Annotated in this window: 13 protein-coding genes; 9 read left to right on the plus strand and 4 right to left on the minus strand. The window is 36.5% G+C overall.

The genetic code is table 11. From position 1 onward, the window contains the following. Window positions 1-893: glycosyltransferase (locus tag ABIQ28_RS06850; protein WP_348036133.1), on the minus strand; the 893-nt coding region annotated here is incomplete at its 3' end. Next, complete coding sequence (locus tag ABIQ28_RS06855) at window positions 890-1,858, minus strand: lysylphosphatidylglycerol synthase domain-containing protein (protein ID WP_348036134.1); 969 nt, start codon at window positions 1,856-1,858, stop codon at window positions 890-892. The genes ABIQ28_RS06855 and ABIQ28_RS06850, both read right to left, overlap by 4 nt. Window positions 1,859-1,885: 27 nt before the next feature. On the opposite strand from ABIQ28_RS06855, the gene ABIQ28_RS06860 reads away from it, so the two are divergent. The 7 genes from ABIQ28_RS06860 (at window position 1,886) to ABIQ28_RS06890 (ending at window position 7,468) form a co-directional block, all read left to right on the plus strand. After that, window positions 1,886-2,530: an outer membrane beta-barrel protein gene (locus ABIQ28_RS06860; protein WP_348036135.1), complete on the plus strand. Its 645-nt coding sequence runs from the start codon at window positions 1,886-1,888 to the stop codon at window positions 2,528-2,530. Then, window positions 2,531-3,085, plus strand: coding sequence for a crossover junction endodeoxyribonuclease RuvC (gene ruvC, locus ABIQ28_RS06865; protein ID WP_348036136.1), 555 nt, complete (start codon window positions 2,531-2,533; stop codon window positions 3,083-3,085). 337 nt (window positions 3,086-3,422) lie between these two features. After that, entirely contained in the window at window positions 3,423-4,550 is a 1,128-nt protein-coding gene (hemW, locus tag ABIQ28_RS06870; protein WP_348036137.1) for a radical SAM family heme chaperone HemW, read from the plus strand. An 81-nt stretch (window positions 4,551-4,631) separates the two neighbouring features. Then, window positions 4,632-5,249 carry a hypothetical protein gene (locus tag ABIQ28_RS06875; protein ID WP_348036138.1) on the plus strand — a complete coding sequence of 206 codons (618 nt, stop codon included), beginning with the start codon at window positions 4,632-4,634 and terminating at the stop codon, window positions 5,247-5,249. 84 nt (window positions 5,250-5,333) lie between these two features. Further along, on the plus strand, window positions 5,334-6,083 hold the full coding sequence (locus tag ABIQ28_RS06880) for a cyclase family protein (RefSeq protein WP_348036144.1): 750 nt from the start codon (window positions 5,334-5,336) through the stop codon (window positions 6,081-6,083). A gap of 243 nt (window positions 6,084-6,326) precedes the next feature. Next, the gene (locus ABIQ28_RS06885) at window positions 6,327-6,689 is read left to right on the plus strand and encodes an MmcQ/YjbR family DNA-binding protein (protein ID WP_348036145.1); all 363 of its coding nucleotides are present in this window, start codon (window positions 6,327-6,329) and stop codon (window positions 6,687-6,689) included. Between the two features lie 200 nt (window positions 6,690-6,889). Further along, a complete protein-coding gene (locus tag ABIQ28_RS06890) occupies window positions 6,890-7,468 on the plus strand; it encodes a PhnA domain-containing protein (protein ID WP_348036139.1) in 579 nt (192 codons plus the stop codon). 252 nt (window positions 7,469-7,720) lie between these two features. On the opposite strand, the gene ABIQ28_RS06895 is transcribed toward ABIQ28_RS06890, so the two are convergent. Next, window positions 7,721-7,864, minus strand: a complete 144-nt coding sequence (locus tag ABIQ28_RS06895; protein WP_348036140.1) for a hypothetical protein — start codon at window positions 7,862-7,864, stop codon at window positions 7,721-7,723. 527 nt (window positions 7,865-8,391) lie between these two features. Here ABIQ28_RS06895 and ABIQ28_RS06900 point away from each other — a divergent pair. Together ABIQ28_RS06900 and ABIQ28_RS06905 are read left to right on the plus strand one after the other, a co-directional pair. Further along, the gene (locus tag ABIQ28_RS06900; protein WP_348036141.1) at window positions 8,392-10,128 is read left to right on the plus strand and encodes a DUF885 domain-containing protein; all 1,737 of its coding nucleotides are present in this window, start codon (window positions 8,392-8,394) and stop codon (window positions 10,126-10,128) included. Window positions 10,129-10,579: 451 nt separating this feature from the next. Then, window positions 10,580-10,861 carry an STAS domain-containing protein gene (locus tag ABIQ28_RS06905; protein WP_348036142.1) on the plus strand — a complete coding sequence of 94 codons (282 nt, stop codon included), beginning with the start codon at window positions 10,580-10,582 and terminating at the stop codon, window positions 10,859-10,861. Between the two features lie 260 nt (window positions 10,862-11,121). On the opposite strand, the gene ABIQ28_RS06910 is transcribed toward ABIQ28_RS06905, so the two are convergent. After that, complete coding sequence (locus ABIQ28_RS06910; RefSeq protein WP_348036143.1) at window positions 11,122-12,222, minus strand: DUF4407 domain-containing protein; 1,101 nt, start codon at window positions 12,220-12,222, stop codon at window positions 11,122-11,124. Between the last annotated feature and the right edge of the window lie 943 nt (window positions 12,223-13,165).

Genomic DNA, 13,165 nt, shown 5'->3' on the forward strand with positions numbered 1-13,165 from the left:
ATTAAAAGCGCGTTTTGTAATAAAATGATAAACCCTGCGAACTTCCCGAACAAGTTTTTATAAGCACTTGATTTTGCTGCCCAACGCACGCGCTGCTCAATTAAATCTTTTCTTGAATTTAGTGCTGAAGATAAAACAACGGCTTGTTTGCATTTCAAATACGCCACTTTGGTTGTTTTATGTCGGCTTGCCTTTTCGAGTAAAAAAACATCATCGCCACTCGCTATTTCGGTGTTGCCTTGAAAGCCATTTAGGGTTTTAAAAAGTTCTTTTTTGTACGCTAAATTGGCGCCATTACATAAAAAAGGCTTTTTTATCCCAAAGCCTCCCATGGTGGCGCCTTGCAAACTGAGCACATCCAAGAGTTGAAAGTTTTGTAAAAAACCTTTGACCTTGGTGTAGGTTATTGGCGCGGCGATCATATCAGGTTGTTGCTTTTGAATGAATTCATCAAAACTATCGAGCCAATATTTAGGAAGTATACTATCGGCATCTGTGGTCACAATCCAATCATATTTTGCTTCTGAAATGGCCAGGGTAATGGCATCTTTCTTTGGCGAATTGCTGAATCTTATGTTTTTTATGATTTGAATGTTAGTGGTTGTAATTCCACTTTGTATCAGAAATGCATCGAGCAGATGAACGGAATGGTCGTCAGAGTCGTCATCCACAAAAATAATTTCGAAATAGTCCTTCGGATAGTTCAACGCTGAAATCGATTCCAAAAGCGCAGGAAGATTTTTTTCCTCATTTCTAAAAGGAATAAGGATGCTGAAACGCGTTTTTGGGGTTGCATCGCTCAATTCAAAAGTTTTTACACGATCAAAGCCCAAAATAAAACTTCCTATTAGGAAAAGATAAACAACAGTAATGCTGATAATAATGAAAATCATGAAACGGTTTTAGGAAGTTTAAAATTAAGGACGTGGTAGCTGCCAATAACACTGGGAAGCACAAAGTTTAAAATCCACATCAAGGTGACGATGGATAATATAATAGCTTCGGGAACCCCAATTAATCCGAACAGATAAATGGCAACACCACCTTTAATGATCACGTCAAATATAAATATGGACGGTATAATGGAAGATAATAAATACATGCTTGAGATGAATACCATGGCTTCAAAATAGTTCATTTCGATGCCAAATAAATACAACAAATAGTAAAACTGAAAAGAAAAGATCAAATAACGAACTAAGGAAAATAGGATTATTTTGAATAGTGAGTTTTTACTAATGTTCTTTAGGAAGTCCAGCTGTTTATAAAGTAACTTTTTCTGTTTTTTAAACCCATCCGTTTTTAAGATCCAAATAAGGAAAGTCGCTATAAAGCCAAGCAATCCAAGCCCAATGAAAAGACCATTGTAATTTAATTCAGGCTGAAAACGAAGCGCAACATATGCAAAGCCAAAAGTTCCAAAAATTGTAGTGATGGCCATTTGAGCGCTATTGCCAATCAGGTTTAGTAATACGATTTTTTTACGTTGAAGTGCTTGGTAGTATATGGCTTTTGCGCCATAATCGCCAATGCGATTAGGAGTTAATAGAGAGGCGGTAAGCGCACCTAAAGTTTGGGCGGCAGCGTCATTAAATGATATTTCTGTAATGCAATCAACTAAGGTCTGCCATTTTAAGATTTCAAGAAACCAGTTAAAAATGCTTAAAAAAAGCAAAATAAGGATTGTATTTGCTGAAATCGCGCTAAAATTCATCAGATTTTGAATGAATTCATCAAAATGTAGATCTCTATTATGGAACAGTTTCGTGTAAATGAAATAAAAAGCAGCAACAACAAGTCCTATTTTTATAAGTACAAGCGAGAATTGTTTAGTTTTGTGAGAGATTGCCGTTAACATAATCGCAAATTAAACCATAATTAGCTTATGAGACCTTATTTTAAAATACAAAACTTAAGTTGGCTTTTGTTTTTGACACTTATGACGACCTCTTTAAGTAGCGCCCAAAAGGATGTTGAAAAATGGAAGTTACAACTCGCTTTGGGAATCAATAATACGATCGATCAAGAAGAAACTGTTGGATTCTTCTCCAAGCAAATCAACTTTCCAACCATTAATTTAGGAGTGCAATATATGTTTGCCAGAAATTGGGGCGTTAAACTGGATCTTGGTTACAATCGCTCTTCTGAAGCAACAGATAGATCCTTGCCCTATAAATTAAATTATACCCGTGTCAATGTTCAGGGGGTTTATGATTTTAAGGATTTGCTTACTTTTTTGCCGCCTCCAATTGGCATTGTGGCTCATGCTGGTCCTGGCCTAAGTATGACCAAGCCTTTAGGTAGTTATGCGAACAACACCTATACCTATCCCAATGTTATGGCTGGGGTGGAAGTGCATTACAGATTGACCGAATCCTTATCCATTTATGTGGACGGTTCGTATGTTTATGCGCTTTCAAAGAAAAATAAATATAACGTAGCCACCGACGGGTTTTCATTTAATGGCGATTTGGCGTATGTTGCTTTTGGGGCCTCCATCTCTTTAAGTGGCTGCCATTATTGTAATTAAATGATAAAAGAAAAAATTATTTTAGGGATTGACCCTGGGACGACTATTATGGGTTTCGGACTGATTAAGGTGGTTGGTAAAACCATGTCATTTTTACAATTGAATGAATTGGATCTTAAGAAATACGATGATCATTACCTCAAACTCAAACTCATTTTTGAACGTACCATTGAGCTTATTGACACGCATCATCCTGACGAAATAGCTATTGAAGCACCCTTTTTCGGGAAAAACGTGCAAAGTATGTTGAAGTTGGGGCGTGCGCAAGGTGTCGCCATGGCCGCAGGTTTGAGTAGAGAGGTTCCGATTACCGAATATGCTCCAAAAAAAATAAAAATGGCCATTACCGGAAACGGGAACGCCAGTAAAGAACAGGTAGCCAAAATGCTTCAAAGTTTGTTGGGCTTGAAAACCTTACCAAAAAATCTGGATTCAATGGATGGTTTGGCGGCTGCGGTATGTCATTTTTATAATGAAGGCCGTATTGAAGTTGGTAAAAGTTACACAGGTTGGGCTGCCTTTGTAAAGCAGAATGAGGATAGAGTGAAGAAGTAGTGTTCAGTTAGCAGTATTCAGTCCTCAGTCTTCAGTTGGCAGTCATCTAGCCTTCGCAAAAGCCTCGAACGGACGAGCAGTTGTTAGTCGGGAGTTTTTCAAGTGAAAGTCTTTGTGAAACTTTGTGCTCCTTTGTGCAACTTTGCGTAATAGCTTTTATTTTCTTTATTCGTTATTAATGCCGGGCACTACTATTACCTTTCATTTTCTGCCATGATGAAAATGAGAAGTTGATTTGTTGATACATTTTCATAAAAAAGGAAGGCTTTATGTAGCTTTGTGAAATAGCTTTTTTTACTTTCATTATTCATTATTCATTATTCATTATTCATTATTCATGTCTGGAATTTACATCCATATCCCATTTTGCAAACAAGCCTGTCACTACTGTGACTTCCATTTTTCGACGTCTTTAAGGAAGAAAGATGAATTGGTCGGTGCCTTGGTCAAGGAATTGGAATTACGCAAAGACGAATTTAAAGATCAAGTTGTTGAAACCATTTATTTTGGCGGCGGCACGCCAAGTATATTGTCGATGGAAGAGTTGCAATTGTTGATTGATGAGGTTTATAAACATTATAAAGTTGCAGAAAATCCTGAAATTACACTCGAAGCAAATCCAGATGATTTAACGACTAAACATCTCAACGACTTTTCGAATTCCCCAATAAACCGTCTGTCCATCGGGATTCAATCTTTTTTTGAAGACGATTTAAAACTGATGAATCGCGCGCACAATTCTGAAGAAGCCATAAAATGTATGGAAGAAGCGACGCGCCATTTCGATAACATTTCTATCGATTTAATTTACGGGATTCCAGGAATGAGCAATGAGCAATGGATTCAAAATATAGAAACGGCATTGTCTTTCAATATTCCTCATATTTCCAGTTATGCGTTAACGGTGGAGCCGAGAACCGCTTTGGCATCTTTGATTAAAAAGGGCGCAATTAAAAATGTCGATGATGATCTTGCTCAGGAGCAATTTCATATTATGGTTGAAAAATTGGAAGAAGCTGGTTTTGTACATTATGAGCTTTCTAATTTTGGGAAGCCTGGGTATTTCAGTAGAAATAATTCCGCCTATTGGCAAGGAAAACCCTATTTGGGGATTGGACCTTCGGCACATTCCTTTGATGGAAAACATCGAGGTTGGAATGTTCGAAATAACACAAAATACATCAAGGCATTAGAAGAAAATAAAATCCCTATTGAGATTGAAACGCTTACGGTTACTGACAAATACAATGAATACGTAATGACAGGCTTGCGCACCATCTGGGGTGTTTCTTTAGAAAAAGTGGAGCAGGATTTTGGTGTTTCTTATAAAACTTATCTCTTGGAGCAATCTCAAAAACATATTATTGAACATTTATTGTATCTTGAAGATGGCAAATTGCTAGTCACTAAAAAAGGTCAGTTTTTGAGTGATGGCATCGCTTCTGATCTTTTTATGTTGAATTAAAGTTAACTCTCTTAACTCTCTCAGGGTTTGAAACCCTGAGAGAGTTTTCGAGGGAGTTTTTCTGAGAGAGTTATAAATATTATGGCGTTATTAGATAAAATAGAATTCGGTCATTATTACCATATTTATAATAGAGGAAACAATGGTAATACTATCTTCTTTGACGAAGAAAATTACAGATATTTTCTCTCACTTTACTTGAAGTATATTTACCCTATAGCAGATACTTTTTATTGGTGCTTATTAAAAAACCATTTTCATTTTTTAATAAGGATTAAAGAACTTGATGAAATCAAAATAGATCAATTAAATTATTCTACGCACATTAAGATAAACAAAGAAAAAGTCAATCCGTCAAAGCAATTTTCACATCTTTTCAATGCTTACACACAAGCTGTAAATAAAAAGTATGATCGAACAGGAAGTGTGTTTGAAAAACCTTTCAAACGAAAGGTAGTAACCTCTCAGGATTATCTTATAAAATTGAATTTTTATATTCATAATAATCCTGTTCATCACAGATTAGTTGATACAATTTCAGATTATAAATGGTCATCATACCATTCAATCATATCATCTAAACCAACCTATATATTAAGAAATGACGTCATTGAGATGTTTGATGATTTGCTGAATTTTAAAATATATCATTCCAGAAATCAAGATTTTGAAGATATTAAATTTTTAATTTTGGAGTGATTTGTACTCTTCTCAGGTTTTTTACCCCTCTCAGGGTTTGGAATCCTGAGAGGGTTATAAAGGATTAAAATAAAAGTAAAAATGATGAAAACAACCATACAATACCAGTCAAATACCTACGTGATAGACTTATCAAAACCACTTGATATTTCGATTCCGCTGCGCGCTTCCAAAGAGAATATCAATGCCTGGTATATTGGCAAGCCTGAAATAGAACCGGTTAAAAATGGCGATTGGGTCGGGAGCATTAAAGCAGGTGCAGCTATCAATTTTAATACTATTCAGTTCAATCCACACGCGCACGGCACACATACGGAGTGTATTGGGCACATTACAGAGGAATTCCATTCCATTAATAAAAATTTAAAGCATTTTTTCTTTACTGCGGAATTGATATCCGTCGCTCCAGAAAATTATTTGAAGGATACAATTATTTCCAAACAGCAAATCGAAGTTTTGTTGAAGGGCAAAAAGCCTGAAGCCTTGGTCGTCCGTACATTGCCAAATACAAAGAGCAAAAAAAATCGACACTATTCTGAAACCAATTGGACCTATTTAACGGAAGAAGCTATGGTGTTTATCAGAGAACGAGGAATTCTGCACGTTCTAATCGATTTGCCGAGCGTGGATCGCGAGCATGATGGGGGAAAATTACTCGCACACAAAGCCTTTTGGGATTTTGATGGCGACAGACGAATACATTGCACCATCACGGAATTTATCTATGTCAAAAATAAAATCAAGGATGGCAGTTATCTTTTAAATCTTCAGATTGCGCCGTTTGAAAACGATGCCACGCCAAGTAAACCTGTTCTCTATAAAATTTTGGATTGATATGAAAATGACTTACAAATTGGAGGAATTGGGCATGTTTGGGCGGAAATTTGTTCTTGATTATATTGAAATCATCTGACCGGTCCTGTGATTAATTGAATGATTATGCTTATAAATCCATCTATTCTTCGTTTAGAATAGATGACACGCCTTAATTTATTTATCAGCACATAAGTTTTTAGAATCCTCTTAAATATCCGAAATTTTAAAGGGATTGAAATGTCTAATCTGGAATTTTATTATATGAATATCGAAGAGCTACAAACCTATTGCCTTTCTAAAAAGGAAGTTACAGAAGATTTCCCGTTTGATGCGGACACGCTCGTCTTTAAGGTTTTAGGCAAAATGTTCGTTTTGGTAAGTTTGGAAAAATGGGAAGCAGGTCAAAAAGGCATCAACCTCAAATGTGATCCCGATTATGCTGAAGAACTGCGTGCTGAATATGATGCGTTTACTCCTGGTTATCATATGAACAAAAAACATTGGAATACGATTGATCTTACCCGGGATGAAATTTCTCCTAAATTCTTAACAGAACTCATTGATCATTCCTACGCAATGGTCGTCAAAGGAATGCCTAAAAAGATGCGGGATTCCTTAAAATGAACTTGATTTATAAACTTCTCAGGTTTTCAAAATCTGAGAGGTTTGGTCATAATTGTTTTGAGCTCCTTGGTCATTTCTATGTTGTTGTCAGCAACGCAATGAATACTATAAAGAAGGATTCTCTTCAATAAAATGTTATCTTTGCACCGCAGAATTTTAGGTCTGCAATCGTTAATCTTAACTCGTAAATCAACAATCCCATGAGCGTCCTTCAAATGCTTCAAGAGAGAAGCAACAGCACCTGCGAACTTTGTGGTTCAAAAGAAAATTTATCACAATACACCATTCCACCATCGTTAAACGAAAATGTGGCCAATGATGTGTTGGTTTGTAAAACCTGTTTGGATCAAATAGAAGGTAAAGTGGAGATGGATTCCAACCATTGGCGTTGTTTGAACGATAGCATGTGGAGTGAGCACGTGGCCGTTCAAATTATGGCATGGCGCATGCTTCAAAGATTGCGTGGCGAAGGTTGGCCAAAAGATTTGTTGGACATGATGTATCTTGATGATGAGGCATTAGCCTTGGCAAGAGCAACTGGCGAGCATGAAGATGCAGCCAATAAAATCATCCATCGTGATGTGAATGGTGTGGTCTTGGAAGCAGGAGATTCAGTCGTGTTGATCAAAGATTTAAAAGTGAAAGGTTCCAGTATGGTTGCCAAACAAGGCACTGCTGTTAGAAACATTCGATTGGATCATGAAAACGCTGAATTTATAGAAGGTAGAGTGGATGGTCAACAGATTGTGATCATCACGAAATACGTGAAGAAATCTTAGACTTTTTAAGCAGAAATTTTTCTTTTGAAACTTGTCGACCTGCATTAGGAAAATAGATGATGGCTTTATTTTAAGATCGAACGCTGACCTGCCCGTCCGTTCAGGCGGGTGACGTTGATTAAGCGGAATTGCACTAATTTTAATTGTTGATTAAAGGATTGACTTTCTTTGTGAAACTTTGTGTTTCCTTTGTGCAACTTTGCGTAACAGCTTTCTTTATTACTTAGATAGATTCACATCACTTCAGGCACTTCAATGATCGTCATCTTTCTTTCTAAACAACCCCAACCCCAAGGGTAGCATCAGAAAAAGAAAAAAGAACTTTCCAGACATCACACCATAAATTGTGATTGCTGCTGCAATGGTCAATAAAATCCAGACGTATTTTGTTTTCATTTTAAGTGTTGTTTTTTCTAAAGCTCATCGGAGTCTTGCTTAATGTCGATTTAAACTTTCGGTTGAAATTAACCATCACATCACCTTTTTTATAATAGCTAATGGTATCGCCCACAATCAGTGTGCCTTCGCCTTCCACAATAAAACACAGTTGGGTTCTTCATGCTGATGTAACTTATCATAAAAGGAAAGCGCTTCATCAATCTTAAAACAGAAAGCATCCTGATGAGGTTTTGGTATTTTAAAAGGGAGAACTTTCATGATGTGGAAATAAACTAAACCTATTCAAAAGTAGGGATATTATTTTTTTTAATGGATAATATACTACCAATTGTTATTAGAATGGCTTTCAAATAACTAGAAATTTCTAACTTGATTTTTTTGTTGGAAGAAAATAATGGAGTAGAGTTGATAAGAATGAGGTTAGATGGTAAATTAGCTTTAATTCAAATAATAAAAACAATACGTATAACTGTGGACTTTGACTATTTTACAAAGAAAACATTACTATAAATTAAAATTAAAACATGAAATTTTCAATCAACATTGTAATCATTTTAATGGTTTTCCTTTTTGGAATTGATACTGCAAATTCCCAAAACCCTTCTGTTTCCTTGGATAATTTGATAAAAGAGTATGAGCAACATCAGGGATACGACTTTAAAACCTATCCTTTGGGATTGTTTACCAAGGATTATTTTAAGGCTGAAGCAGAATTTGCCGAGAAAACATTGAACAAACTCTCTAAGATTACTACCGCTTATCTCACTGAAACCGAGCAAATCTCAGCTGAATTGTTAGCGTTCGTGCTGCAAGATAAAATCGATTATTACAAGTTTGAGCAATATCTGAATCCTTTATTATCAGACACAGGATTTCATACCAACCTAACCTATCAGGTAAGACCATTGACCAATTATGCGCAAGTAAAAAGCTATTTGGACAGATTGAATGCCATTCCACAATTTGTAAGTCAGAATCTCAAAAATTTAAGAGAAGGCTTGAAAAAAGGCGTATCACAACCCATAATTATTTTTAAAGGCTACGAATCCACATATAACAATCATATTGTCGGAAATTTTGAGGACAGTTTTTATTATTCGCCATTTAAAAATTTACCAAACGACTTAACCAAAGCCCAAAAAGATTCTGTTTTAACTGCGGCTAAAATAACCATCGAAACTAAGGTTACTCCAGAATTTAAACGGATCAAGAACTTTTTCGAAACCGAATATTTTCCAAAAACCAGAACTTCGTTAGGGGTTTCTGAAACACCCAATGGCAAGGATTTCTATCAAAATAGAATCAATTTTTATACCACTAGCACGCAATATACTGCAGAGGATATTCATCAAATTGGTTTAAGCGAAGTCGCTCGCATTAAGTCGGAAATGGAGCAAATTATCAAGGATTTGAAGTTTAAAGGAAGTTTTGCTGACTTCTTTCATTTTTTAAGAACAGACCAACAATTTTATGCTGAAACTCCTGAACAATTATTGATGATAGCGCGTGACATGGCAAAACGAGCCGATGCGCAATTGCCACGATACTTCAAACAGCTCCCTCGTAAACCTTATGGTGTAGCGCCTGTTCCCGATGCGATTGCACCAAAATATACCACAGGTCGCTATATTGGAACGTCAAAAGAAAGTACCGATCCGGGCTATTATTGGGTCAACACCTATGATTTACCAAGTCGAACCTTGTACACCTTGCCGGCGTTAACAGTGCACGAAGCCGTTCCTGGACATCACTTGCAAACCAGTTTGAATAGTGAATTGGGAGATAGTATACCGAGGTTTCGAAAAAACTTGTATTTGTCTGCCTATGGCGAAGGTTGGGGTTTGTATTCCGAGTTTTTAGCGGACGAAATGGGAATGTACACCACGCCTTATGAACAATTTGGGAAACTGACCTACGAAATGTGGCGCGCCTGTCGCTTGGTGGTCGATACCGGAATTCATGCCAAAGGATGGACGCGCGAACAAGTGGTTGACTATATGTCTTCAAATACGGCCTTGTCTTTACATGAGGTCCATACGGAAACGGATCGTTATATCTCTTGGCCAGGTCAAGCACTGTCTTATAAAATAGGCGAATTGAAAATTCGGGAACTACGTCAAAAAGCAGAAAAAGAATTAGGTCCAAAATTTAATATCAGAGATTTCCATGAAACTATTTTACAGCAAGGCACAGTGACTTTATCTATTATGGAGAAACGGGTTAACGATTATATTGAGATAATTAAAACCAGGGTAAAATAATTTTCTGAAAACAGAGGGAGTTTCCAAAGAGGATTCTAAAGGACATTGATTTCGAGGTATATGGGTACAGGTTTGAACTTGAAATGGATGTTCAATACTACAAGTACGCTCTATATTAAACCCCGATTGGAGGCTTTTTTTTTAATATGGAGCTGCCCTGATGGGGTGGAGGATGGGAACGGGAATAGGGAAATAAGTGTCAGAGCTAATTTCAGATAAAAAACAAATTTAAACTTGAATATAATTAATCCAAATCGAAAATTTTAAGTCAGTAAAGTCTTGATTTCTTGAGTTTCATCGTGTGAAAAAGAGCATTTCATTCAGTAAACCTATCAAAATACCGTTGGTCGAGAATATTGCTGAGTTTAATTTTATTTTTTGATATTTGCTTCATCCCCAATGGTTAATAGCTCGGAAAATCAAATTATTAACAATCTTAATCTGCGAAATTATGGACTTACAAATTACTAGCCAAAACAACTTATTTCAAGTTACGGGAACACTTAATAAATTTAACGTACACCACTTTAAAAAAGAGTTTTCGAATATTTTTGACAAGCAAAATGCGTTGACAATCAACATTCAAAACGTAACGAGTATTGACCGTTATGGGGTGAACGCTTTAGCACAACTGCATAATGAAGCACTTGTTAAGGGTAAAAAACTTTCCATTATAGGCATGGGGTGTGATGATCTCTATGAGCATTTCAAATCGGAGGAGTCCGTAGCTTGAATAGCAAGGTCTTACTTCAGTAATTTACCTCAAGCTATCAAGGTGTTTTCAACCAAATTTAAAATCGGCATTAGCAGCGTCTATAATTCTTTTAGGTTCCTATTATCAAGAGAAAGGATCAACTCAGTCTTCGATTTTTGATAGATCATAAATGACAAAAAAAGGCACGTCTTTATCAGCATTGATAGAGACGTGCCTTTTTTGTTGATTTGCTAGCCGATAGACCCAGCCTTTGCTCCCGCAAAATTTAAGAAATACTTCTAAAGTGCGTTTTTTTGGTGCTTATAAAATGCATCGGCTTGGAGTTGCATGAGTTCTCTAGCACTTTTACGTTTGTATTGATAGAGTTCGTCTTCTTCAGCAATATCGTTGTAAACTTTGTTATTGATCGCTATATCTGTTTTGAGCATGATGTTGCGCTCATTTACTTTCTGCTCAACCCAGATTTTAACAGCCGTTTCTGCATCTTCCAATTTGAAATCATAAGTGCCTTTTGGCGATACTAATTTTGCGAAAATCGGAGACGTTTCTATCGCTAAAAACAATAGGAATATAAAGAAAGAGGGCAGCCAAGGCAAGCTGTCCAAAGCGGTAATACGTGCCATTAAACCATCAAAACCGTCAATAATAGGTTGTGAATTTTCAACTTTGGTGGTGTAATCATTCTGCAATAGCAGCATTTGACTTTCAATACCTTTGATTTTTTCTTGATTGGTAGTTTTTAATTGCTGGAATTCGGCCAAGGCAACATCATGTTTGTCGCGTTTTTCCTTGTAAACTGGACCTTTTCCCAAACGTTGCGTTCCGGCGGTGCCTTCTGCTTCTGTGATATACGTGTTGTACAGCGCGTTGACTTCAGCTTCTTTAGTACTGATTTGTGTTTCTAATGACGTGATTTCGTTTTCTAAGGCATTTATAGTTGGGGCGAATTGTTGCGCGATTTGATCCTTGTTGGCCAATGTCAAATCATTCTTCTGTTCCAAGAGGACTTGATTGATTTCCTTTTCGAAAATTTTCAGTTCTAAGGGTTTTGAAATCACTATGGCGATAATCACGGCTAAGATAATTCGTGGGGTGGCTTGAATTAATTCATTGATGAAACTGTTTCTTTTTTTAATCGTAGAAACTATGAATCGGTCGAGATTAAAAATGAGCAAACCCCAAATTAAGCCAAAGCTTATGGCAATAAATGCATTGTCAAAAACAGTAAAAAGTGCATAGCTTGCGGCAATAGTAGCCATTACGGCCGTAAAGAAAACGGTAGCGCCAATGCCGGCATATTTGTTTTGTTCGCCGTTGGAACATTGCTCCAAAATGTCAGTATCTGACCCAGAGCACAGGATGAAGAATTTTTTTAACATAACGTCATTTTATTTTTTGATTGACCCTCGACTAAGCTCAGGATGGGCTGGCTATTAGAACGTTAAAGAGTCTGATTTGTTACACGTAATTATAAAAAAAAAGACCTCTCAGGTTTTAAAAACCGGAGAGGTCTGGTATAAAAAGTTTAAATAATATTAGTTTCCGAACGTTCAGGCTTGGTTGAGATATAAACTTTGGGCTGCTCTGTATCTACTTGCTTTGTCGAGATAGAAAGTTTCTTATTGTTTTTAAAATTTTATGTTTTCATCTTGAGCACTGATTTTTACTGCTTTTTTTTGGAAACGGATTTCACCGGTTTTCACACATAATATTTGTTTCTGCGAGATCATCCAGATGTTTGAAGCTAAATAGCCACAAATTCACAAATGTTTATAAAATTATTCGTGAATTTATGGCTATTTAAACTCTGTGCCTCCGCGGCTCTGCGAGAGATAAGGAAAGAAGGTTTTGATACCAATGGAACGCAGATGACGCTGATTTTTTTGGACACGGATTTCACTGATTTTCACAGATAAGATATTTATTTCTACGAGAACACCCAAGAGTTGGAAACAAAAAAGGCGCAAATCCACAATTGTTTATAAAACTTATTCGTGAATTCGTGGCTATTTAAACTTTGCGCCTCCGCGCCTTTGCGAGAGATAAGGAATGAAGGTCTTGATGCCAATGGAACGCAGATGACGCTGATTTGTAGTGATTGACGCTGACTTTTTTGGACACGGATTTCACTGTACAAATAAGATATTTGTTTCTACGAGTACACCCAGAAGTTTGAAACAAAAAAGCCACAAATTCACAAATGTTTATAAAACTTATTTGTGAATTCGTGGCAATTTAAACTTTGTGCCTCCGCGCCTCTGTGAGGGACAAAAAACTTATTTACTCAACTCCGTAAAATACTTATAAAACAACGGAATCGTT

Source organism: Gelidibacter sp., assembly GCF_039916245.1.
Lineage (GTDB): Bacteria > Bacteroidota > Bacteroidia > Flavobacteriales > Flavobacteriaceae > Gelidibacter.